The 20,208-nt window shown below is 71.4% G+C and carries 23 protein-coding genes; 4 read left to right on the top strand and 19 right to left on the bottom strand.

The window, feature by feature from the left end; genetic code table 11:
* Positions 1-19 precede the first annotated feature (19 nt).
* Both AMK19_RS23865 and AMK19_RS23860 read right to left on the bottom strand, forming a co-directional pair.
* The gene (locus AMK19_RS23865; protein ID WP_073815077.1) at positions 20-1,210 is read right to left on the bottom strand and encodes a glycoside hydrolase family 5 protein; all 1,191 of its coding nucleotides are present in this window, start codon (positions 1,208-1,210) and stop codon (positions 20-22) included.
* Between the two features lie 102 nt (positions 1,211-1,312).
* On the bottom strand, positions 1,313-1,996 hold the full coding sequence (locus tag AMK19_RS23860; protein WP_241844537.1) for a TetR family transcriptional regulator: 684 nt from the start codon (positions 1,994-1,996) through the stop codon (positions 1,313-1,315).
* A 143-nt stretch (positions 1,997-2,139) separates the two neighbouring features.
* Between AMK19_RS23860 and AMK19_RS23855 the strand changes: the two genes are divergently transcribed.
* Positions 2,140-3,357: an acyl-CoA dehydrogenase family protein gene (locus AMK19_RS23855; protein WP_073815076.1), complete on the top strand. Its 1,218-nt coding sequence runs from the start codon at positions 2,140-2,142 to the stop codon at positions 3,355-3,357.
* A 79-nt stretch (positions 3,358-3,436) separates the two neighbouring features.
* On the opposite strand, the gene AMK19_RS23850 is transcribed toward AMK19_RS23855, so the two are convergent.
* On the bottom strand, positions 3,437-4,261 hold the full coding sequence (locus tag AMK19_RS23850; RefSeq protein ID WP_083647272.1) for an enoyl-CoA hydratase/isomerase family protein: 825 nt from the start codon (positions 4,259-4,261) through the stop codon (positions 3,437-3,439).
* Between the two features lie 78 nt (positions 4,262-4,339).
* Positions 4,340-4,897: a GNAT family N-acetyltransferase gene (locus AMK19_RS23845; RefSeq protein ID WP_073815074.1), complete on the bottom strand. Its 558-nt coding sequence runs from the start codon at positions 4,895-4,897 to the stop codon at positions 4,340-4,342.
* A 60-nt stretch (positions 4,898-4,957) separates the two neighbouring features.
* Here AMK19_RS23845 and AMK19_RS23840 point away from each other — a divergent pair, with 60 nt between their 5' ends.
* Together AMK19_RS23840 and AMK19_RS38660 are read left to right on the top strand one after the other, a co-directional pair.
* Positions 4,958-5,590, top strand: a complete 633-nt coding sequence (locus AMK19_RS23840; protein WP_073815073.1) for a TetR/AcrR family transcriptional regulator — start codon at positions 4,958-4,960, stop codon at positions 5,588-5,590.
* Positions 5,591-6,095: 505 nt separating this feature from the next.
* The gene (locus AMK19_RS38660) at positions 6,096-6,341 is read left to right on the top strand and encodes a helix-turn-helix domain-containing protein (RefSeq protein WP_073815071.1); all 246 of its coding nucleotides are present in this window, start codon (positions 6,096-6,098) and stop codon (positions 6,339-6,341) included.
* Here AMK19_RS38660 and AMK19_RS23830 read toward each other — a convergent pair.
* From AMK19_RS23830 to AMK19_RS23815, 4 genes are all read right to left on the bottom strand, one after another.
* Complete coding sequence (locus AMK19_RS23830) at positions 6,332-6,631, bottom strand: hypothetical protein (protein ID WP_073815070.1); 300 nt, start codon at positions 6,629-6,631, stop codon at positions 6,332-6,334. The genes AMK19_RS38660 and AMK19_RS23830 overlap by 10 nt on opposite strands.
* A 181-nt stretch (positions 6,632-6,812) precedes the next feature.
* Positions 6,813-7,037, bottom strand: a complete 225-nt coding sequence (locus AMK19_RS23825; RefSeq protein WP_073815068.1) for a hypothetical protein — start codon at positions 7,035-7,037, stop codon at positions 6,813-6,815.
* A complete protein-coding gene (locus AMK19_RS23820; protein ID WP_073815067.1) occupies positions 7,030-7,665 on the bottom strand; it encodes a hypothetical protein in 636 nt (211 codons plus the stop codon). Before AMK19_RS23820 ends, AMK19_RS23825 begins: the two co-directional genes overlap by 8 nt.
* 59 nt (positions 7,666-7,724) lie before the next feature.
* On the bottom strand, positions 7,725-8,897 hold the full coding sequence (locus tag AMK19_RS23815; protein ID WP_073815151.1) for a helix-turn-helix domain-containing protein: 1,173 nt from the start codon (positions 8,895-8,897) through the stop codon (positions 7,725-7,727).
* Between the two features lie 85 nt (positions 8,898-8,982).
* Between AMK19_RS23815 and AMK19_RS23810 the strand changes: the two genes are divergently transcribed.
* Positions 8,983-9,528, top strand: a complete 546-nt coding sequence (locus tag AMK19_RS23810) for a flavoprotein (RefSeq protein ID WP_073815065.1) — start codon at positions 8,983-8,985, stop codon at positions 9,526-9,528.
* Positions 9,529-9,791: 263 nt separating this feature from the next.
* On the opposite strand, the gene AMK19_RS23800 is transcribed toward AMK19_RS23810, so the two are convergent.
* From AMK19_RS23800 to AMK19_RS23750, 11 genes are all read right to left on the bottom strand, one after another.
* A complete protein-coding gene (locus tag AMK19_RS23800; protein WP_143200351.1) occupies positions 9,792-10,142 on the bottom strand; it encodes a hypothetical protein in 351 nt (116 codons plus the stop codon).
* Entirely contained in the window at positions 10,081-10,347 is a 267-nt protein-coding gene (locus AMK19_RS23795) for a hypothetical protein (protein WP_073815060.1), read from the bottom strand. Before AMK19_RS23795 ends, AMK19_RS23800 begins: the two co-directional genes overlap by 62 nt.
* Positions 10,344-10,709, bottom strand: a complete 366-nt coding sequence (locus AMK19_RS23790) for a hypothetical protein (RefSeq protein WP_073815059.1) — start codon at positions 10,707-10,709, stop codon at positions 10,344-10,346. Before AMK19_RS23790 ends, AMK19_RS23795 begins: the two co-directional genes overlap by 4 nt.
* Positions 10,710-10,711: 2 nt before the next feature.
* Positions 10,712-11,524, bottom strand: coding sequence for a hypothetical protein (locus tag AMK19_RS23785; protein ID WP_073815057.1), 813 nt, complete (start codon positions 11,522-11,524; stop codon positions 10,712-10,714).
* A 90-nt stretch (positions 11,525-11,614) separates the two neighbouring features.
* Complete coding sequence (locus AMK19_RS23780; protein ID WP_198953420.1) at positions 11,615-12,418, bottom strand: hypothetical protein; 804 nt, start codon at positions 12,416-12,418, stop codon at positions 11,615-11,617.
* Entirely contained in the window at positions 12,415-13,581 is a 1,167-nt protein-coding gene (locus tag AMK19_RS23775; protein WP_206745152.1) for a hypothetical protein, read from the bottom strand. Before AMK19_RS23775 ends, AMK19_RS23780 begins: the two co-directional genes overlap by 4 nt.
* Positions 13,578-14,738, bottom strand: coding sequence for a hypothetical protein (locus AMK19_RS23770; protein ID WP_073815053.1), 1,161 nt, complete (start codon positions 14,736-14,738; stop codon positions 13,578-13,580). The genes AMK19_RS23775 and AMK19_RS23770 overlap by 4 nt, the downstream gene beginning before the upstream one ends.
* 13 nt (positions 14,739-14,751) lie before the next feature.
* On the bottom strand, positions 14,752-15,597 hold the full coding sequence (locus AMK19_RS23765; protein WP_073815051.1) for a phage distal tail protein: 846 nt from the start codon (positions 15,595-15,597) through the stop codon (positions 14,752-14,754).
* Positions 15,594-18,902, bottom strand: coding sequence for a phage tail protein (locus AMK19_RS23760; RefSeq protein ID WP_143200350.1), 3,309 nt, complete (start codon positions 18,900-18,902; stop codon positions 15,594-15,596). The genes AMK19_RS23765 and AMK19_RS23760 overlap by 4 nt, the downstream gene beginning before the upstream one ends.
* 202 nt (positions 18,903-19,104) lie before the next feature.
* A complete protein-coding gene (locus tag AMK19_RS23755) occupies positions 19,105-19,566 on the bottom strand; it encodes a hypothetical protein (RefSeq protein ID WP_073815047.1) in 462 nt (153 codons plus the stop codon).
* A gap of 68 nt (positions 19,567-19,634) precedes the next feature.
* Complete coding sequence (locus AMK19_RS23750; protein ID WP_073815046.1) at positions 19,635-20,207, bottom strand: phage tail protein; 573 nt, start codon at positions 20,205-20,207, stop codon at positions 19,635-19,637.
* Between the last annotated feature and the right edge of the window lies 1 nt (position 20,208).

Here is a 20,208-nt window from a genome sequence, read left to right as displayed (position 1 = left end):
CGCCGGCGATTTTTTGCCGCTACTCGGCGAACACCGGGCCGTAGCCGGGGGCCGGACGGCCGTCCGGGGTGAGGGCGCAGTAGCCGCCGTTCCCGCGGCACCAGTACCACATGGTCCAGGCGGCGGCGAAGCCGTTCATCGCGGTGACCTGGCGGCGGATCAGTTCGGCGTTGCCGGGGGTGGCGGCGCTGGGCGGGCCCCATTCGCCGACCAGGACGGGGAGGCGGTGGGCGCGCGGGTAGGCGGTGATCGCGTCGGTGTAGGCGTCGACGAAGCCACCGGCCGGGTCCCAGTCCCGGCCCGCCTCGACGGCGGTGTCGTAGAAGTGCGGGGCGTAGCCGATCCGGTCGGCGCCCGGGCGGGGGTCGGCGAAGCCGGGGAGCCGGGTGGGGACGCCCTGACCGACCAGGACGGTGGGCTCGACGAACAGCCAGGCGTCGCGGTCGACCCGCCGGACGGCGTCGATCAGGCGGCGGTACATGGCGGGGAGCCGGCCCTGTTCGAGGGCGGCGGCGGAGGCGGCGAGCACCGCCGGGTCGGCGGGGTCGCCGTCCACCGGGCCGAACGGCTCGTTGAACAGGTCGTAGCCCAACAGGGCGCGGTGGCCGCGCAGTTCGCGGGCGACGGTGGTGTACAGGTCGGCCTGGGCGCGCTGCAGGTCGCGGTCGTCGTAGAGGTGGCGGAAGGCGGCCTGGACCGAGGGCTGGAAGTAGCCGGCGAACCAGTCGTCCGGGTCGGGCGTGAACGGCAGGCCGTCGTCGCGGGTGGCCCAGGCGGGTGCGCCGCCGTCGCCGCCGCCGAAGTACTGCCCGTAGACGTCCTGGTGGTAGTCGACGACGGCGTACAGGCGGTACTTCTCGGCCCAGTCCAGGATGCGGTGCAGGCGGGCGAGTTGGGCCCGGTCGTAGCGGCCGGGGGCGGGTTCGAGGCGGGCCCAGGAGACGGCGACGCGGATCAGCCGGAAGCCGTGCGAGGCGAGATCGCGCACGTCGGCCTCGGTGGTCTCGTCGTACTTGTCGAGGTTGAAGCCGCGCAGGTCGAGGACGCGGCCGTGCCGGTCGGTGAAGGCGGTGCGGCCGTCGGCGAGGGTGGTCGCGGAGACCTTGCGGGCGTCGAAGGGCTCGCGGTCGGCGGGCGGGCCGGCCGAGACGGTGCCGAGGACGGCGGCGACGGTGAGCAGCAGGGCGGCGGCGGAGCGGCGGACGCGCACGGGGCACCTCGCGGCGGGGTGGGGGAGGGTGGGAGTGCGCCGATCCTGCCGGAGCCGCCCCCGCCGCACAAGAGGTGAGACCTGCTCATGTTTGACGGGCGGTCAGGCCTCGGGGCGGGCTTCCGTCCGGGTCCCCGTCCGGGGGCCGGGGTGCGGCTCGGGTCGGGGTTCGGGTCGGGGCTCCGGGGTGGTGGCGAGCATCGGGGGCAGGTCGGCGGCGGCGGAGAGCCGGCCCCAGAGCAGGTCGGCGAGGGCCTGCACCATGCGGGCGCGCGGGCAGGGACGGGTCTCCAGCCACCAGTCGCCGGCCGCCAGCACCATGCCGGTGATCGAGCGGCCCCAGGTCTCGGAGAGCAGCGGCCCGTCCTGGCCGAGGTCGATCTGCTGCTGGATGGCGCGGGTGATCTCCTCGGCGATCTGCCGCAGCGCGGGCGCCAGTGCGTTGCCCGCGCCGGTGGGGTCGCCGGGCTCGGGGTGGGTGAGCAGCCGGTACACCTGCGGGCGGGACTCGATCGCGGCCAGGTAGACGTCCAGCACGTGCTCGACCCGGTCGCGGCGCTCCAGCGGCTCGTTCAGGGCGGTGCGGACGGCGGCCAGCAGCCCGGCCGTGTGACGCGCCGTCAATGCGCCGATCAGGCCGCTCCGGTCGCCGAAGTGCCGGTACAGGATGGGCTTGGTGATGCCCGCCTCGGCGGCGATCGCGTTCATGCTGGCGCTCGGGCCCTCGCGCTGGACGACCCGGTCGGCGGCGTTGAGGAGTTGTTCGCGGCGGGGTTCGGTGGTCATGCGCTGCTCCTCGTGAGGGTGGGACCTGGACGGGCGTTGACACCGGTTACCTATCGGTAGCAGACTCGCCGCCATGTTACCGGAGGTAACAGCGCAGTGGCGCGGACGCTCCGGCCCGCACTCCCGTCTCCTGGAGGCCGACCATGACCACCTTCTCGCTCGACCCCGGGCCGGACCAGATCGCCGTCCGTGACTGGCTGCACGGATTCGCCGCCGACGTCATCCGCCCGGCCGCCGCCGAGTGGGACGAGCGCGAGGAGACCCCCTGGCCGATCATCCAGGAAGCCGCCAAGATCGGCATCTACTCGCTCGACTTCTATGCCCAGCAGTTCTTCGACCCGTCCGGCGTCGGCATCCCGATCGCCATGGAGGAACTCTTCTGGGGCGACGCCGGCATCGGCCTCGCCATCACCGGCACCACCCTGGCCGCCGTCGCGGTGCTCGCCAACGGCACCGACGAGCAGATCGGCACCTGGGCGCCGCAGATGTTCGGCACCCCCGACGACGTCAAGGTCGCCGCGTTCTGCTCCTCCGAGCCCGACGCCGGCTCCGACGTCTCCGCGCTGCGCACCCGTGCCGCCTACGACCGGGCCAAGGACGAGTGGGTGATCAACGGCACCAAGACCTGGGCCACCAACGGCGGCATCGCGCACGTCCACGTGGTGGTCGCCACCGTCGACCCCGAACTCGGCGCGCGCGGCCAGGCGTCCTTCCTGATCCCGCCCGGCACCAAGGGCCTCAGCCAGGGCCAGAAGTTCAAGAAGCACGGCATCCGCGCCTCGCACACCGCCGAGGTCGTCCTGGACGACGTCCGCATCCCCGGGCACTGCCTGCTCGGCGGCAAGGAGAAGCTCGACGCCCGCCTCGCCCGCGCCCGCGAAGGCGCCAAGGGCGGCGGCAAGAACGCCGCGATGGCCACCTTCGAGGCCTCCCGCCCCGCCGTCGGCGCGCAGGCCATCGGCATCGCCCGGGCCGCGTACGAGGTCGCCCTCGACTACGCCAGGACCCGCGTCCAGTTCGGCAGGCCGATCATCGAGAACCAGGGCATCGCCTTCCAGCTTGCCGACATGAAGACCCGCATCGACGCCGCCCGGCTGCTGGTCTGGCGGGCCTCCTGGATGGCCGTCAACAACCGGCCGTTCACCAACGCCGAAGGCTCGATGTCCAAGCTGTACGCCGGCGAGACCGCCAAGTTCGTCACCGCCCAGGCCATGCAGATCCTCGGCGGCAACGGCTTCACCCGCGAATACCCCGTCGAGCGCATGCACCGCGACAGCGCCATCTACACCGTCTTCGAGGGCACCAGCGAAATCCAGCGCCTCGTCATCGCCCGCGCCATCTCGGGCGCGCCCATCCGCTGACGCCCCGCCGGTTCCCCGATCCGCCCGACGGCGGTGGCCCCCACCAGTTCAGCCGCCGCCGTCGGGCCCTGTTTCGCGCTCAGAACTTCGGCTCGCGGCGTTCCAGGAATGCGGCCAGGCCCTCGTGGACGTCCGGGGCGGTGCGGGAGGCGCGTTCCCAGGGGGCCAGTGCGGCTGCCGCCGTTTCCGGGGTGGCGGACAGGGCGGCCTTGACGGCGCCGATGGTCTGGGGGGAGCGGTGGGTGAGGAGGCGGGCGAAGTCCCTTGCTCGGGCGTCGAGTTCGGTGGGCGGGAGGACCTCGTCGAGGAGGCCGAAGCGTTCGGCGCGGGTGGCCGGGACGAGGGCGCCGGAGAAGAGGAGGTACTTGGCGCGGGCGGGGCCGACCAGGGCGGCCAGGCGGAGGGTGGGGACGGCCGGGTAGACCACGCCGAGCTTGGCGGGGGTGATGCCGAGGCGGGCGTCCTCGGCGGCGAAGCGCAGGTCGCAGGCGACGGCCAGCTGGCAGCCGCCGCCCACGCAGGCACCCCGGATCACCGCGAGGGTCGGCCGGGGGAACGCCGCCAGCGCCTCCTCGGCGGCCACGTTCAGCGCGTGGTAGGCGTCCGCGGCGGCCGGATCGGCGTAGACGTCGGCGAGTTCGGCGATGTCCGCGCCGGCCGAGAAGGTGCCCTCCGCGCCCGTCAGCAGCAGCGCCCGCACGTCGGAGCGCCCGCCGAGCTCGGCCAGCAGGCCCGGCAGTGCCCGCCACATCGCGCCGGTCACCGCGTTGCGGCGCTCGGGGCGGTCCAGCAGCACCGTCGCCACCCGGTCCTCGCCCACCCAGCAGCGCAGGCCGTCCGCGCCGGTCGGCAACTCGGCGTCCCCGGGGCCCGGGCGGTCGAGCGGGACGGTGCTCGCGGACATCACGGCCTCCGGGAAATGGGAGAGGGGACGGGTCGTCAGCCTTCCACAGCGCGGCGGCCGTTCACCATGTGACGCGGATCAAGCGGAGGCGCGCAGCTCCCGCCACTCCGGGGCGAGCATCGACCAGACCTCCAGGTCCAGGCGCTCGCCGTGGTGCAGGGTGATCTGGCGCATCGTGCCGTCCAGCGTCATGCCCACGCGCCGGGCGACCGCGCGGCTGGCCGGGTTCACCGTGGAGTTCCACCACTCGGCGCGGTGCAGGCCGCGCTCGACGAACGCGTAGTCCAGCAGGCGCCGGACGGCGGTGGTGATCAGGCCGCGGCCGCGGCCGGCCGGCTCCGTCCACGCGCCGATCTCGCACACCCCGTCCCGGGTGTCGAACCGGACGAACATCACTCCGCCGATCAGTGTGCCGTCGAGCCAGATCCCGTAGATCCGGCCGCTGTCGCTGCACTGCTTGTCGGCGTACCGCTGCAGGGTGGTGCGGGCCGACGCCAGGTCGGTGCTGATGCCCGCCCACGGGATGAACGGGTCGACGGTGGCCCGGGCGCGCTCCATGTGCGCCAGGAACTCCTCGGCCTGCCACGGCTCCAGCGGGCGGAGCTCGGCGTCCTCGGTGAGTGCGACGGTGTACATGGGCAGCCCCTCCGGCATTCCGACATACATAACAAACGTTTGGTAGGTACCCTAGCGCGCATGACACCACCCGCCCGCGGAGACCACGAAGCACGCCGCCGGGACGTCTCCGAGGCGGTCTGGCGGGTGCTCGCCGCCCGCGGCTTCGGCGGACTCACCCTGCGCGCCGTGGCCGCCGAACTCGGCGCCTCCACCGGGCTGCTCACCCACTACTTCCCCAACAAGCGGGCCCTGGTCGCCCACGCACTGGACGTCCTCGACCGGCAGACCGCCGACCGCCCCCGCCCCGCCACCGCGGAGAGCGCCGGCGCCCGCGGCCTGCCCGTGCTGCGCGCCGCCCTGCTCGACATCCTGCCGCTGGACGGCGTGGGCACCGCCTGCAACCGGATCTGGGTCGGCTCCTGGGACGCCGCGCTCACCGACACCGAGCTGACCGCCGAGCACGCCGAGCGCTACCGCCGGTCGCGGCGGCGGATGACCGAACTCTGCGCCGAGGCACAGGAACTGGGCGAACTCCCCGCCGACCGGCCGGCCGCGGACCTTGCCGCGCTGGCCCAGTCCTTCGGGCTCGGGCTGGTGGTGCAGGCGCTGTTCGCGCCCGCCGAGTTCCCGCCGGAGCGCCAACGCGCCCTGCTGGACGACTTCCTGGCCGGGCTGGTGGCGGGGGAGCGGCCGGGCCCGGACCGGGGCTGACGGCGGCCGGGATGGCTGCGGCCGGGGAAGGTGGCCGACGCGGGGCGGCGGCCGGCGGGGCGGTGGTCGGGAACGGCGGCGGTCGGGGCGGTGCGCTGTGGCCGCGGGTGCTCCGCGGCGGGTCGCCGGGCCGGAGCCGGAGGTGCCCCCAGCAGGATTCGAACCTGCGACCTACCGCTTAGAAGGTATTGGCGCTTGGGCGCTGTGCTTACCTGCTGTTTTGCCTGGTCGTGGGACACCGACTTAAGCCTAGGCGGTTGGTCTATGAGTGATCTTGATTTGTCTCGAAATCGCTCTCTGTAGCCAGAGAACGGAACCGCCCCGTCGCTATGCGAGCGACGGGGCGGTTCCTCGACTGAGGCCCCACCATCTGGGCGGGACGCGGCCTCGTGCAAAGGATCGCTGCCGCAGCCGAGCCTCATCCCCACCCGATTCGTTCGTGCGTTCGAAGCATCGCCAATCGGACGGTACAGACTTTTGATCATGACGCGCCGAGTGTCAACGGGTGTCACTGCCTACTCCCGAGCCCGACGGCGAAGCCGACCTCCGACTCCGGCGTGAGGTCGGGGAGCGCATTCGCTGCCTCAGGCGGGCCCGGGGCCTGTCGCAGGAAGATCTGGGCGAACTGATCGGCGTTGATCGGCGAGCAATCAGTACCTACGAGGTGGGCTCGGTGGCGCTCAGCCTTGACCGCGTTGGCGCCATCTGCCGAGCCCTGCGCGTCGAGACGTGGCGGCTGTTCTACGGCTGAGGCTGACCGATGGCGCGTGCACCCCGTGCCCGCCGGGACGCGTACCGCCTGCCGGCCGTGGCGAGCTTGCGCGCGAGGTCCGAGGCGGCGTCCGGCGACATCCTGAGGATGCTGATGGCGATCTCGCCGGCAGCCAGCGCGTCCTCGTCGACGACGATGTCCAGCTGGAGGCCTACGCTGGCCGCGGCGGCGATCAGGTCGGTGCGGTGCCAGGTTGCGCTGCGCTGCATGTCCCGCTGGTGGTCCTGCTGGTCCAGGAGCGCCAAGCTCGGGCGCTCGTGCTCGGTCATGCCGACCTCCTGGTGGGCTTCTTGCGGCGGTCGCGCGACTGGGATTCGGGGCACCCGATGTGGTTGCTGATCGCATCCGAGTGGCTGTTGATCGGGCAGTCGTAGGTGCCCTGCCCGTAGCCGTGGCATGCATGGCAGTAACCCCATACCGGCTGCACGGCGTGGCTGGCGAGCTTCCTGTTCACGCCTTCCACCAAGTGGCCGACGGACGGTCGGTGAGGCTGCGCTGGCGACGGATCCAGCCATCGGCACCGTCGCGGTCCCACCATGACGGAGGCCGGCCCTCGTCCCGTACCCAGCCGTCGGTGTCGGTGTCCCAGACCGCCCACAGGACGACGCTGCGCTCGTTGGGCGGCAGCTGCCGGGCCTCGAATCGCCCCTCCCGCCACTGCAACAGGTCAGCCACGGTGGACCCCCTGGTGCTCAGTGCAGGAGACGACCTCGCGAACATACTCGACGCCGTCGCCGGGCACCGTGACGGAGCCGGCCGAGTACAACGGGCCCACTGAGGTGCGGCAGATGATGCACGCCCGGCCGGCCAACTGGTCTGCACTGGCCAGGATCTCCTGCGCGCGGTCACCAACGTTGCGGGTCACCCACTGCGAGGTGTTGGCGTGGTGCAACGCAGCCGCGAGCCGCAGTGGATCGACGAGCTGCTCAGGTGCGCTCGGGTTCGGTGGGGCTGGCCAGCACACCCCGATGGGGTCCACCAGGTCCAGGCCTGGGACGGCGATCCAAGTTCCACGGCCGAGCAGCCTGCCGGAGAGTCGCGGGTCTACAGCGCTGAGGGAGCCCGCTGGGACGAGGAAGTAGAAGCGGTTCACCCGGGTGTCCCAGATCACCGGCCCGGGCTGACTGCGTGTTTCCTGGTCCAGGACCGCCAGCGCTGCGAGACCGAGTTCCTGTCCCACCGCCACCGCGTCCCAGTGAATGCCCGCTTCGACCGGGACCACTGTGTGCTGGGGTGGCGCCCAGAGGGGCGTCGTCCTATCTGGGGTTAACGTCATGTTCGTTCCCGTCTCCTGCTGACCCATCACATTTACGATCGGTCAGCAGCAGGGAGGGAACTCACACAGTTCTGTGTTAGTCGGTGCTACAGGTTGGCCCACTGGGCAAACTGCGTCAGATCCTCCGGTGGCTTTCGGTGTGCCCGCAGCAGGCTCGCGATGACACCCTTGGCCTTCGACGAGTGTCGGATCTGCTGAGGAGCCATGCGACGGGCGATCTGGAGGCGGGCGAACGCGGCTTCGGGCTGGCCCAGCCACAGGTGCGCGCGCGCCATCTCCGCATGATGATGTGCGGCCCGCGACGGGGCCCAGGATGAAGGGATCTCGACGCGTCGCGCCACCTCCAGCGCCTCGCGGTACATCGCCTGGTCGACGTAGCAGGACACGCGGTGCGCTGCGGCGTTCGTCGGGCCGAACGACATCCACAGCGTCGATGTCTCGCCGAGGCCGGCGGCGATCCGGTCAGCAGTCCCCAGGTACTCCTCCACCTCGTCATGGTGGCCGCTGCTGGCCGAGAGCACCGCGCTGGCCAAGTACAACTGCCCAGTCACGGCCTGCCGGTCCCGCCCGGGGTCGGCCTGCTCGACCATGGTGCGGGCGAGGGCCGCAATCCTTATCCCTGTCCGGGGCTGCCCGGACCGCAGGTAGATCATCGCCCGGTTGTAGTAGCGCAGACCGGCGATCGCAGCGTCCGACGCGCGCTCCGCAGCCCAGCCCATGCGGTCAAGGGCGATTGACGCGAGGTCGCAGTGTCCGGTCTTCGAGGTGACGTCGTACGCCGTGCGGTACTGCATCGCCAGGTCCCGCCAGAGCTGCCGGGTTTGGTGGGTGTGCGCCGCGGTGGTGGTCTCCATGATCAGGGCGGGTAGCTCGGTGGCCGCAGCCCGCAGATCGGACGCGCGGACCAGCGCGCAGAGCCGTTCGGTATCAGCGGTCAGCGCGTCGCGGTCGCGGGGTGCTACGTCGGGGTCGGCGCCGAGGTCGTAGACATCGAGGGCCTCACGGATCGGGTTGATCAGGGCGCTGAGCTGGTCACGGCGCAGCTCGTCGACCGGAGGATGGCCAAGTAGGTCGGCCGGCGTCGCCCCCAGGGCCCGGGCCAGCCCGACGAGTACACCCTCGCTGGGCTGACGGGCTCCCCGCTCAATCGCTGCGACGTACGACAGAGACACCCCGGCCACTACCGCCAGTTGACGCTGCGTCATGTGCCTGAGCTTGCGGGCCTGCTGGAGGCGCGCGCCGAACCCGTTGTCGTCCACGCCCTGACGGTAGCGCGTAGCAGGGAGGTTCTGGGACAGCTCGCGAGGGTTGCTCCGCAGGTAGTGCACCCTGTTGCATGGGCCCATGCCCGAGTCTCCCCGCCGCCCTGTGATCTACCTCTTCGGGGCCGCCGCACCGCCCGTGCTGCAGCTGCCAGATGTCGTGCGCTCCGCCCAGGGCAGGGGGTGGGACGTGGCGGTCGGGCTGACCCCGACGGCGTACGAGTGGCTGGAGGAGCGAGTGCCGGAACTGGAAGAGCTCACCGGGTACCCGGTGAAGTCGGCGTACCGTCGGCCAGGTCAGCCGGACGTGCTGCCGCCCGCGGACGCGGTGCTGTTCGCGCCGGCCACGTTCAACTCCGTCAACAGCATGGCCATCGGGATCACCACGTCGTGGGTGGTCGGATTCACGGCGGAAGCGCCGGGAAAGGGCATCCCGGTGGTGGTGATGCCGTGCGCCAATTCGGCGCTCGCGGCGCACCCGCAGTTCGACCGGAGCGTGGCAGTGCTGCGCGAGGCGCGGATGCAGGTGCTCTACGGAGAGAGCGGGTTCGAGCCGAACACCCCGGGAGTGCGGCCCCCGTACCCCTGGGCGGCAGCGTTGGATGCGGTGGGGCAAGCACTTCTGTGACGTGGACGTATGACGCCTCCGCGCCCTGGACAGACCCTCCGCCTACACTGCCAGCGCGGGAGGCCGTCGCCGCTGCTGCCGCGGCGGTCCTCGCGTACCCCGCGCTCACCGCAGCGCGCGAGGCCGGCCAGCACTACAAGATGCTGCAGGCGCTCAAGGATGTGACTCGGGCCGCAGCCTGACGTCCCGAACGCGACCAACCGCCCCGCCGGCCTCCGGAGAGGTGGGCGGGGCGGAGGTGTTCAGCGACGGGTGATGCCCGGTCAGGCCGATGGCAGCATGGTGCGGTCCAGAACGGCCTGCAGGTCGTCGACGGTACCCAGTAGGCGCGTCGCCTGCACCGGATCGTCGGCAGTCTCCCGGCCGGCGGCGAAGGCGATTTCGGCCTTGGCGCGCTGGAGAGCGGCGCGCAGGTCCGCGATGTGCTGGTCGCGACGCTCGATGTCTGCATGCGTGGTCATGGCGGCATCCTCGCGGACACGCAGCAACGCCACGCCGAAGACGACGAAACCGCCCCGCCTGCCTCCGAGGAAGCGGGCGGGGCGGTGGTGTTCAGCGGCCCATGATCTGCGCGATGCCCGCACCGGACCCGGCACCGAGGACGACAGCAGCACCCATCGCCATCCACACCCGGGCCTCCAACGCGCGCAACCGCTTCTCGTGGTCACTGGTCTCCTCCCGATGACCACGCTGGTCCTCCAGGAACCGGTCGATCTTCTCGTCCATCCTGATCTGCCGGTCAGCGATCCTCCGTACCTCCGCGTACATCTGGCCGGGCGAGATGACGACGCCCGGGTCGGGCGGCGGCGGGGCGGTCACTCGCGCACCGCCGGGATCGGCGGCAGCTGCCGGACCGCCGGCACCGGCGCGGTCACCTGCGTGCGCGTCCACATCGCCACCAGCGCCGCCACGGCGGACAGGGCGACCGCCTGCTGGTCCGCCGACCAGTGCAGGCCGTAGCCGACCGCGAGCGCGAGCGCGGCCTGCACCAGGCCGAGGACCGCTGCGCCACGGCCGTCGTGGACGACGAGCGCGACGACCAGGCCGACGCCGGCCGCCGCAGCGGCGTTGATCAGCGCCTGCTGCTCGGGCGAGACAGAAAGACCGAACGCGGCGCCGAGCTTGACGACGACGGCGACCAGGGCGAGCCACAGCGCGGGCTCGCGGCCGAAGATGCGCATGGTCAGGCCCCCTTCGGCGCGGTCGGGGCGGCGACGTCTACCTGGACGTGCACCAGGCCGTCCTGGATACCGCGGCGAACCGCGTCCTCGACCTGCTGCGGCGTCAGGTCGGAGTGCTGCGCGGCCAGCAGGCCGGTCAGGCCGGTGACCGCGCCCTGGAGTGCGACGACCTGCTGCTGGATTGCCTCGACGCTGTTCTTCAGGCCCCAGATCATGCTGTTCCAGCTGTCGCTGCGGTCCTGGGTGAGGGTGGTGCTCAACTCGTCCTCCTCGGTAGGGATTGGGGTCTTGGGTGCGGCGACTGCCGCGGTGCGGGTGCCGCCCAGGGCCGGGTCGGCGCTGACGGTGCCCTCGGGGTAGGCGGGGACGCCGTAGCCGTACGGGGAGCCGGGCCCGCGCCGGGGGCGCTGGCGGCGGTACACGCCGTCGCCCTCCGCGCTGCCGCCGCGGTTGCTGTTGCCCTCCACCGTGGTGATGGTGTCGGCGTCGAACGCGACGACGACACCGGTGTGCTGGCCGCCGCCGGGGCCGAGGTAGAAGGGACCGCCGAGGACGGGGTACGGCGTCCAGCGGTTGTGGCCACGCCACCAGGCGACGGCATCGAGGCAGGACGCCGTCATCGGCCAGATGCCGTCCATGCCGGTGCGGTGTGCGCCCCAGGCCTCGAAGGTGGCGCACCAGGGCTGGCCGTCGGACCATTCGAGGCCGGGGGTTTCCTCGCTGTAACGCTGGCGGTTGTTCCAGGTGCCGTCGCCGTCCCGGCCTTCATGGACGCCGACCTGACTCAGCAGCAGCCCGGTGAACTCGTCTCGCATTCGTGCCTCCCGTTCCCGGCCCACGGCAGGGTCGGTAGCGCAACCACGCTAGCTACCAGCGGAGTTCAGGCACCTCGGCTAACCGCGAGCTCACGAGCCGCGCTGGTACGAGCCCGACACCGAGCCGACGATCGACCCTGCCCCGCCGTTCCGGCCGCCGGTCGTCGCTCCCGACGTCCGCTGCACCTGGACGCTCACCTGTACCGCGTCCCCGGGGGCGTAGTACGGGGTCATGTCGATGTCGGTGGAGACGTTCACCCATGTGAAGGTCGGCGGTACGGTGCCGGCCGCGGCCTGCGTTCCGTTGATCATGATCCGGTAGGCCCCGCCCGTGTTCACCCCCGCGACCTGGTCACCCACGAACGACGCCTCAAGCCTCAACTTGGGGGCGTCGCGTGGCACGTACGCCGAGCTCACCTCCGTCCACACGGTGTCCTGCGAGTACGGGGCACAGAGGTACGAGGTGGGCGAGAACCCGACGGCGCGGAAGGGCATGGCCACGCCCTTCCGGGAGATGGCGTCGGTGGTGAACACGTACGAGCCGCTGGCGTCGTACACCGCCCAGAACTGCCCGGCAAACCCGGCACCCGTACTGGGGTTGGGCTGCCAGAGGGCCATGGTGAGCTCGTTCGCCGGCGTGTCCCGGTACAGCTGCATGCCCATCTGCGGTACCCCGTTGATGTCGGGGTTGTGCAGGTCGCCGATCCGGCACACCACCCGGTTCGGGTCCTGTACGGACATCACGAGGATCGAACTGCCCTGCCGCAGGACCAGGTTGCCGTTGGTGAGCGTCGTGCCGCTGATGCTGTTGGTGCGGGCCAGTGCCTCCACCTGCCGCTCCAGCTCGGCCACCCGGTCCTCCAGGGACTGGGACCGCAGGTACTGGGCCATCATGCCTCCACACAGGTAAGGGCCACGGTCTCGGAACCGCCGCCGCTGACCGTCACCTTGACGGTGGCGATTCTCAGCTCCTGGTTCACGCCGTCCGGGTAGTAGGGGTTGGGGTCGACGATGAACCGTGCGCTGTCGCCGACGGTGTACGAGCCCAGCACCGGATCCGCGTCCGCGAGGACGGTGAACGTTGGTGTGGTCGTGGCAGTCGAGTGCGCGGCCAGGTCCGCGGACGCGTGCGACTGGATGGTGTTCCACTCGCTGACGCCGCTGTACTTGGACACCGTCTCCAGCAGCGGCCACCCGGCGGCGAGGAGATCCGTAGCCTCGGCCTGCCCCACCACCACGTCCAGTCCCTGCCCCTGCCCGAGCGCGATCGCCCGGGTGGCCAGCAGAGTGCCGTCCTCCGGCCAGTCCGGGACGATGATGTTGCCGCCCGGGCCGTGCTGCCACGTGAAACCGGTGGCGGCGGCGCTCCGGCCGCGACGCGGGTAGTACACCTGCCACCTGCGGTAGCGGGACCCGTTGGCGTTCCACCCGACCTCGATACCCCAGTCGAACCCGTTGTCGACGGCCGCGAGTTGGCGGATCAGGTCGAGGATCACGGGCCGCTCCGACGGGTCGTACGTGCGGGTGCGGGTGATCCCGGTCGGCGCGACCAGCGGATTCGTGTCCACGCCGATCGACCCGGCGCCGGTGATGTCCGCGCCGGCATACTGCAGGAGCGACCAGACGATCCACGCCTGATCGCCGTACATGCGCTGCCCGGCCGGCACGTACGCGGTGTTCGCGCTGTTGGCGGTCAGCACCGCGGTGTCCGTCGACAGCAGCTTGTTGACGTGCCGGTACTGCCAGTACGACGGCAGCTCGGATGCCTGCAGCGCCGCCCCGTAGACCTGCCCGCCGCGCTCCAGCGGCCGGCGTGTCCAGACGATCCCGGCCCACACGATGACGCCGTCGCGGTCGATGTACAGGACGGTGCGCGTCGGGGTGGTGGCCTCCATCGGCCGGAGCGGGGCCGTGGCCCGGTTCAGCGGCAGCGTCGCCGTGCACACGCCGATCCCGTTGAGCTCGGTGCTGTACTCGACGTCCTGGAGGGGGAGTTCGGCGAGGACGCGGTCGGTGCGCAGGTCGGCGAACAGGTAGGTGTACTGGTGGGGCATCACGCGACCCGGGTGAGACGGATGTAGCTCCCGGCGTGCATGACCGTCGAGGCAGCATTGGCGGTCTGCTGTGCCCACTGGCACTTGAACGTGCCGGACGTGGCGCTGATGGTCAGCAGGCCGTCCAACTTCCCGACCAACTTCCCGCCGGCGCCGCGACCGCCGAGCGTGTACGCGGTGGAGGTGATGTCCTGGCAGTCGAGGATGATCGGGGCGGTGCTGCCTGTCTGGCTGCCGTCTTGTCCGCTGATGTTCCACGAGAACGTGGCGCTGGTGGGGCCGGCGAACCCGATCCGAATGTCGGCGTTGGAGTCGGCGCTGTAGATAAGGAATCCCTCGACGATGTACACGGCGCCGGCGGGGAGCGAGGCGAACAGCAGGTCGTTGTCGTCCTGCAGGCCGCTCGTGTTGGAGAGGCTGCGGTCCGCCGTCTTGCGGCGGACGGTGATCTGACCGAAGGTGGCGGCGCCCTGCGATTGCAGCAGGGGAATCGTCGTGCCGGCCAAGTTGGTGTAGACGAACGTATCCGTATCCGTGCGGTACCGGACCTGGCCGGGGTGCCCGTTGTCGAGGTCTGTGGTCGAGGTGACGGGCTGGATCCCGCCGGATGCGACGGTGTAGGAGCGGGCGTCGGAGATCAGTGTGTTGGTGATGGACGAGACGCCGGCGTCCACGTACACGTCGGCGATGATCGCGGCGTTCGGGGGGATGGTGCCGCGCTGGGCGGCGGCCCGGGATGCGGCGTAGGGGCCGGACACGACCTCGAACGAGGCGGAGTTGGCCGTGCCGAGGGTCTCGGCGTCCAGCACCTGGGCGACGATCGTGTCGATGCGGTACTGCGAGCCGGACGACGCACCGATCGGGATCGAGATGGTGCCGTCGTTCACGACGACGTACGCGCCGTACGCGGCGACGTCGTCGTTCTGGACGTACGCCCACCCGGAGGTGAGCTGGACCGACATGTTCGGCGTGCTCTGAGCGGCGACCTTCAAACGGGAGTTCTGGTACGACGGCTTCACGCCGTCGGCGATACTGATCGGCGACGTGGCCCGGCCCGACGTGCCGGGGTACTGCAGCATCGCCGAGAGCACCGACAGGCGGTCGACCCGGGCGGAATACGATCCGGCCTGCTGGAACGCCGGAGGGGAGATGGCGGCCATCTCGGTCCTTTCTCTACAGAGTGGCGTCGCGCCAGGTGACGGTCAGGTAGGTGGGCTGGGTGCCGTCGCCGTACGGGCTGGCGCGGTAGACGAGCGTGTTCGTACCGGGCTGCATGACGGGCCAGCGCGGGATGCCGGTGATCCAGTCGCGGCGCGGGATGGTGCCCATGTGCAGGACCGCCCGGGTCGAGGTGTCGATCAGCGCGAACTCGCCCACACCGAGGGTGGCGTTCAGCACCAGCACCGCGCCGGTCTCGGTGAGCTGGACCGTGGGGTTCACCGTGGGCCCGTCGATCCGCAGCAGCGGATACGTGGGCGTCCCACCCGCGTTGACGCACTGCAGGGTGCCTGCAGTACCGCCGGTGCCGTACACCCACGGGTACGTGCGCGGGTAGGAGCGGCCGGACGCCGGGGCATAGGCGGTGGTGGACAGGGAGTGCTGCGTCAGGGAGTAGACCAGGGGGTCAGCGCAGTAGAACATCAGGTGCGCTGTGGTGGACGACAGCAGGGTGGCGGCGTCGTACGGGATCGAACGCCGGCGCGGCTTCGCCCAGACCATCACCCCGCGGTCCACGAACTGCAGCTGCTGCGGTTCGGCGCACGGCTGCACCGCGGCCCGCAGCGCCGTCACGAGCCGCCCGAGGTCCGCCGGGTCCTGCCCGCGCAGCAGTACGGACAGGGTGATGATCCGGGCCCCGGTGTAGTCCGCACCCGTCCACGTGCCGTGCGCCTGCCCCCGGTCGACGTCGCTGCTGCGGATCTCCGGCATGTCGTCGAGGTCGGGCATGTCCGCGATGGCGTACTGGGTGCCGGGGCCCATCGTCAGGCCGCCCCAGACGATTCGTCCTGCCGCACTCATCGGAGCCCCACCTTCGAACGCCAGGACAGTTCGGCACCGACACCGGCCGCGGTGGCCTCGCCGCCCTGCAGGATGATCGTGTTGGTCTGGAACACCGGCCGTGCCGTGCCGGCGTAGGCCCCGGACAGGGCCGCCGGGGACCCGGCAAGGGAGAGGCTCGGCCCGCCGAGGGCCCCGGCGAGGCCGCCGCTGATCTGCGCCGTGACGGCGGCGAGTTGGGCGCCGAGGGCGTCCCGCCGGGATGCGACACCGGCGATCAGGCCGTCCATGATGAGCTGCCCGGCGGGGGTCAGCAGCCTGGCGTCCCGCTCCGGCGGGCCCTTGTGCGCGGCGATCCAGTCCGTCAGGTCGCCGAAGGTGCTGGCGACCTGGCCGAACTTGGATCGCACGCCGCGGAGGAAGCTGTCGATGATCCCCTGTCCGGCCTGCTCCAGGCGCTGGAACAGGTCGCCGATGGCGCTGAAGATCGCCTGCGGCACTTTGGCGAACACGTCGATCGTGAGCTGCAACCAGCCCATCGTCGCGTCCTTCGCAGACTGGAACGCGCCGGAGAAGTCGCCCTTCAGGAGCTGCGCGATCATCCGCAGCACCGGGACGACCGTGCCGACGATCGCCTGCACCAGCACCCCCGACAGGATCGTCGCGAGCTGGGCGATGAACGAGATCAGCGGCGGGAGCAGCGGCATCAGCATCGTCAGGATCTGGGCGGCGAGCTCGGCGATCTCCTGCAGCACCGGGCCCAGCGCAGTCGCCAGCTGGCCCAAGGCCTCGCCGAGTTGGGGAATGGGCAGTTCGGTGATCAGCTGGGCCAGCAGCGGCAGCACCGCGCCGGTCAGTGCCGTGATGAGCGTGACGGCGGGCTGGATCAGTGCTGGGAGCGCTGCCAGCGCGGGGGTCAGGAACGCGGCGACGGCCTGGGCGACGGCGGCGACGACGGGCTGCAACTGTCGGAAGATCGTTCCGCAGCCGGCCAGCAGGGGCTGCAGCGCGGGCAGCAGTGCGGCCGTCAGCGTGCCGAACAGGCCCAAGAGTGGGGACGCGGCAGCGACCAGATCGCCGACCGCCCCGGCGGCGGTGACCAGCAGCGGGGACAGCGCCTCGATGATCGGCATGAGCACCTGCTCCCCCAGCACGTGGACGAGCTGCTGCGCGGGCGGGCCGAGCGCTGTCAGCACCGGGCCGATCGCCTGCAGCGCAGACCCCAGCAGGGGCATGGCGGTTGAGGCGATCAGGGATACCGTCTGGAACAGGGCCGTGAGTCCGGCCTGCACCTGCGGTGTCGAGAACGCGGCCGCCATCGAGCCGGTGATCTTCTTCAGCGTGTCGAGGAAAGCGGCGCCCTGCTGCTGTGCCGGACCGAACACCGCGCCCAGCAGACGGCCCACGTTGCCGATCACGTCGACCAGCACCCCGAACTGCTGCGCCGCCGCGTCGATCGCACGGCCCAGGCCGCCCGACTCCAGGCTCGCCGCGAGTTTCGTGTTCAGCTTGTCCAGGGCGCCGCCGGCCCCGGCAGTCAGCCGGTCGAACAGCGGCGCGGCCCCGGCGCTCAACGTGACCAGCGCGGTCAGGACGCCGGACGGCACGTTGGCCAGGTTCCCCAGACCCTTCGTCGCGCCGTCCAGGGCCCGGCCGAACACACCCGACGCGCCCAAGTGCCCTGCCGTCGTGACGAGGTTCAGGGCCATCGAGTTGAGCGCGCCGGCGGCGCCGACCAGGCCCTGCCGCAGGGACGGCAGGACGGTGCCCGCGTTGTCGCGCATCGAAGCCGCGAGGCCCTCGAACAAGCGCTGCTGAACGTCGAGTTTGAGGGCGTTCCACGCGGGCTGCATTGCGATGATCTCGGTGACGAACTCCCGGGCGCTCGGGGCGAGTTTGGCCATCGCCTCGCCGAACCGGTCGACACCGGCCGCCCCACCGGCCGCCCCGGCCCCGGCCTGCTGCAGCGCCTCCGTCGCGCGGCGGATCGCCTCCTCGCCCTGCTGTGCGGTCCGCGCGACCTGCTGCTGCGCGTCCGCCAGGTTCCGGGCCTCGTCGCCGCTCCGGCGCTGCGCCAACGTCAGCTTGTCCTGCGCCTCCACGACCTTCTTCGAACCGTCCACGCCAGCCCGATTGGCGGCCTCGGTGGTCTCCTGCAGACGCTGTACCTGCGTGTCCTGCTCGCGCAGCCGCTGCACGGCCTGGTCGTAGGCGAGTTGGGCCTGCGCGCGCTGGCGGGCCGTGGACTGGTCGTTGTTGATGGTCGACTGCAGCGCGTACTGCGCGTCCTGGACCCGCAGGGTGGCCTCGCGCTGGCTCAGCATCGCGTCGGTCAGCCGGTTGCTCTGGTCCTCCAGGTCCTGCGCGGCCTCGTGCCGGGCGTCGTTCAGGTCCTGCTGCGCCCGGAGCGCGGCCTGTTGCGCGTCGGCCAGGTTGCGTTCCGCGTCGCTGACGTTCCGCAGTGCCCGCGCGTTCGAGTCCGCGGTGTTCTGGATCGTGGCGGCGAGGTTACGTTGCGCGTCGGCGTAGGCGTTGGTGGTCTGCGTTGCGGCCGCGGCGCTACCTCCGGCGGCCGGCGCGAACGCCGCCTTCAGGGTCTCGCCCACGCCGCCGAGGCCGACCTTCGCCGCGGCCCCGGCGGTCACGAGCGACAGCAGCGCCGGGGCCGCCACGGCCGCCGCCGGGGTGATCGACGCGATCGCCTGTGCCGTCCCGGCGATGATCGGGCCGAGCGCGCCGACGATCCCCGCGACCTGCGCCGCGGTGCCAGCGAAGGAGCCCAGCGACGATGCCGCGGTGCGGGCCGCGTTGGTCAGGCCGCTTAAATCCCGACTCACCCGCTCAATCTCGGCAGGGGCCTCGTGGGTGTCGACATGGACGTCGATGTCCGGCGCCACCTCGTCCACGGCATGCGCGGCGGCCGTGACAGCGGCCAGCTCGGCCATGGCCTGACCGATGCTCGCGGTGACGTCGACATCGGGGTGGGTGACGGACAGACGCTCCAGGTGCACCTGCAGGTCGAGGAGTTCGCGGGTCGCTTTCTCCGCGCTGATGTCGACGCCGATGCGTTTGTCCGCCAGCGCGGTCAGTTTGCCGCGCAGCTCGGCCAGGTCGCGGTCCGCTCGGGAGGTGTCGGCACCGACCTCGATCTCGGGCATGTGCCCGGTTGCGGCCCGGAGCCGCTCCCGCATCGCGTCGCCCAGGCGCTCACCGAGCACGCTGCCCTGGCGGGCGGCGTCGGCCTGCGACCCGGCGAGTCCGGACATGTCGATGCTCAGGCTGGTGACCAGCGCGGGCAGGTTGATCGCCGGGCCGGCCATGGTCATCCTCCGTACGGGAGTTGGGACAGGCGGGTGAGCCCGTCGGGGGTGGAGTACAGGCCGGGCTCGTCGGGCCCGAAGTCGTCGTCGGCGGCGGGGCCTGGGCCGGTGGCGAGGTTGTGCTGCTCGACCAGCGCGTACAGCTGCGCCGGCGTCAGGTCCCAGAACTCGTCGAGGCCGCGGCGCAGTGGGACGGTGGCGGTGTAGATCAGCTGAGCCCAGGCGAAAGCGTCGTCTCGCTCGGGACCGGGCTCACGTCGTTTCCCTGGCCGCCGGTGTCGAACGCCACGTTGAACGCGGCGCTCATCGCGTCGGCGTACTCGGCTACCCGGCCGGGGGCGAGCAGCTCGCCGAGGTCGGTGCCGTCGGAGGAGCGGCGGTAGAGGATGCTCTCCACCGTGCGGTGGCCGGAGGCGTCCTGGTAGTGGCGGATATGGGGGGTGAACCCTCCGGCGCGGGAGGCGAGTCCGGCTCCGATCATGTCCATCAGCGGGCCGAACGCGGTGCCGGCGGCGGCGAGCTCCATGGCGTCTTGGATCGCGGTGATGGAGCCGAAGCGTTGCTCCAGCAGGGCCAGGGAGCGGAAGTTGTAGGTGAGCGGTACTTCGGTGCAGTCACTGAGGGTGATGGTGGGGCCTGTGCCGAGGGCCTGCGCGGCGGTGAGGGTCATGGGGTGCTCCAGGGGTGGGCCTGGGGCCGAACTGGCGGCGGCCCCAGGCGGGTTGGCGATGGGGCGCGCTACGGGATGGCGACGGCGGTCTCGTTCATCACGACGTCCATCCACTTGCCGGTGGAGGCAAGCGGGACCGAGGACACCTCGAACTTCGGGATGCGGTAGTCGTCTCCCTGCATCCCCAACTCCGGGAACTTGGACAGGGTGCACTTGTAGAGGACGACGTGGACGTCGCCGCCGATCAGGTCGGAGCCGTTCGACGGGGTGACGCCCTCGATCTTGAAGTACTGCGGGGCGCTGTTGGCGGTCAGTGACCACACGGCCTTCTGCGCCGGAGTCGCGCCGGAGTCGGTGACCGTGCCGCCGAGCATCACCGCCAGGGCGTCCAGCGACAGCTTGGCGTGCTCGGCGGCGGCGGTGACGCCGTCGATGTACGTCTGGGTGTCGAGCAGGGTGTTGTCGCCGCGCAACGACTTGGTCTGCATGTTGCCGTTGATCGCCAGCGAGCGGATGCCGGGCAGGTCGACGGACGTCGCGGCGTACGTCGCGGTCCCACCGATCGGGTCGGTGGTGAGCGCGGTGATCTTGCAGTCGACGATGCTGAACAGCTTCGTCACGTGGGGCAGGCCGCCGGCCATG

The organism is Kitasatospora sp. CB01950 (assembly GCF_001905465.1).
GTDB lineage: Bacteria > Actinomycetota > Actinomycetes > Streptomycetales > Streptomycetaceae > Kitasatospora.
The sequence above is the reverse complement of the archived record's forward strand: the minus strand, read 5'-3'. Positions and strand labels throughout refer to the sequence as shown.

Bases quoted from the DNA above. Each gene is read 5' to 3' on its own strand.
- AMK19_RS23755 (WP_073815047.1), bottom strand. From the start codon at position 19,566: ATGACCCTCACCGCCGCGCAGGCCCTCGGCACAGGCCCCACCATCACC.
- AMK19_RS23860 (WP_241844537.1), bottom strand. From the start codon at position 1,996: ATGACCACCGAACCCCGCCGCGAACAACTCCTCAACGCCGCCGACCGG.
- AMK19_RS23770 (WP_073815053.1), bottom strand. From the start codon at position 14,738: ATGGCCGCCATCTCCCCTCCGGCGTTCCAGCAGGCCGGATCGTATTCC.
- AMK19_RS23790 (WP_073815059.1), bottom strand. From the start codon at position 10,709: ATGCGCATCTTCGGCCGCGAGCCCGCGCTGTGGCTCGCCCTGGTCGCC.
- AMK19_RS23780 (WP_198953420.1), bottom strand. From the start codon at position 12,418: ATGATGGCCCAGTACCTGCGGTCCCAGTCCCTGGAGGACCGGGTGGCC.
- AMK19_RS23830 (WP_073815070.1), bottom strand. From the start codon at position 6,631: ATGACCGAGCACGAGCGCCCGAGCTTGGCGCTCCTGGACCAGCAGGAC.
- AMK19_RS23855 (WP_073815076.1), top strand. From the start codon at position 2,140: ATGACCACCTTCTCGCTCGACCCCGGGCCGGACCAGATCGCCGTCCGT.
- AMK19_RS23820 (WP_073815067.1), bottom strand. From the start codon at position 7,665: ATGGGTCAGCAGGAGACGGGAACGAACATGACGTTAACCCCAGATAGG.
- AMK19_RS23785 (WP_073815057.1), bottom strand. From the start codon at position 11,524: ATGCGAGACGAGTTCACCGGGCTGCTGCTGAGTCAGGTCGGCGTCCAT.
- AMK19_RS23850 (WP_083647272.1), bottom strand. From the start codon at position 4,261: ATGTCCGCGAGCACCGTCCCGCTCGACCGCCCGGGCCCCGGGGACGCC.
- AMK19_RS23840 (WP_073815073.1), top strand. From the start codon at position 4,958: ATGACACCACCCGCCCGCGGAGACCACGAAGCACGCCGCCGGGACGTC.
- AMK19_RS23760 (WP_143200350.1), bottom strand. From the start codon at position 18,902: ATGACCATGGCCGGCCCGGCGATCAACCTGCCCGCGCTGGTCACCAGC.
- AMK19_RS23750 (WP_073815046.1), bottom strand. From the start codon at position 20,207: ATGGCCGGCGGCCTGCCCCACGTGACGAAGCTGTTCAGCATCGTCGAC.
- AMK19_RS23845 (WP_073815074.1), bottom strand. From the start codon at position 4,897: ATGTACACCGTCGCACTCACCGAGGACGCCGAGCTCCGCCCGCTGGAG.
- AMK19_RS23765 (WP_073815051.1), bottom strand. From the start codon at position 15,597: ATGAGTGCGGCAGGACGAATCGTCTGGGGCGGCCTGACGATGGGCCCC.
- AMK19_RS23810 (WP_073815065.1), top strand. From the start codon at position 8,983: ATGCCCGAGTCTCCCCGCCGCCCTGTGATCTACCTCTTCGGGGCCGCC.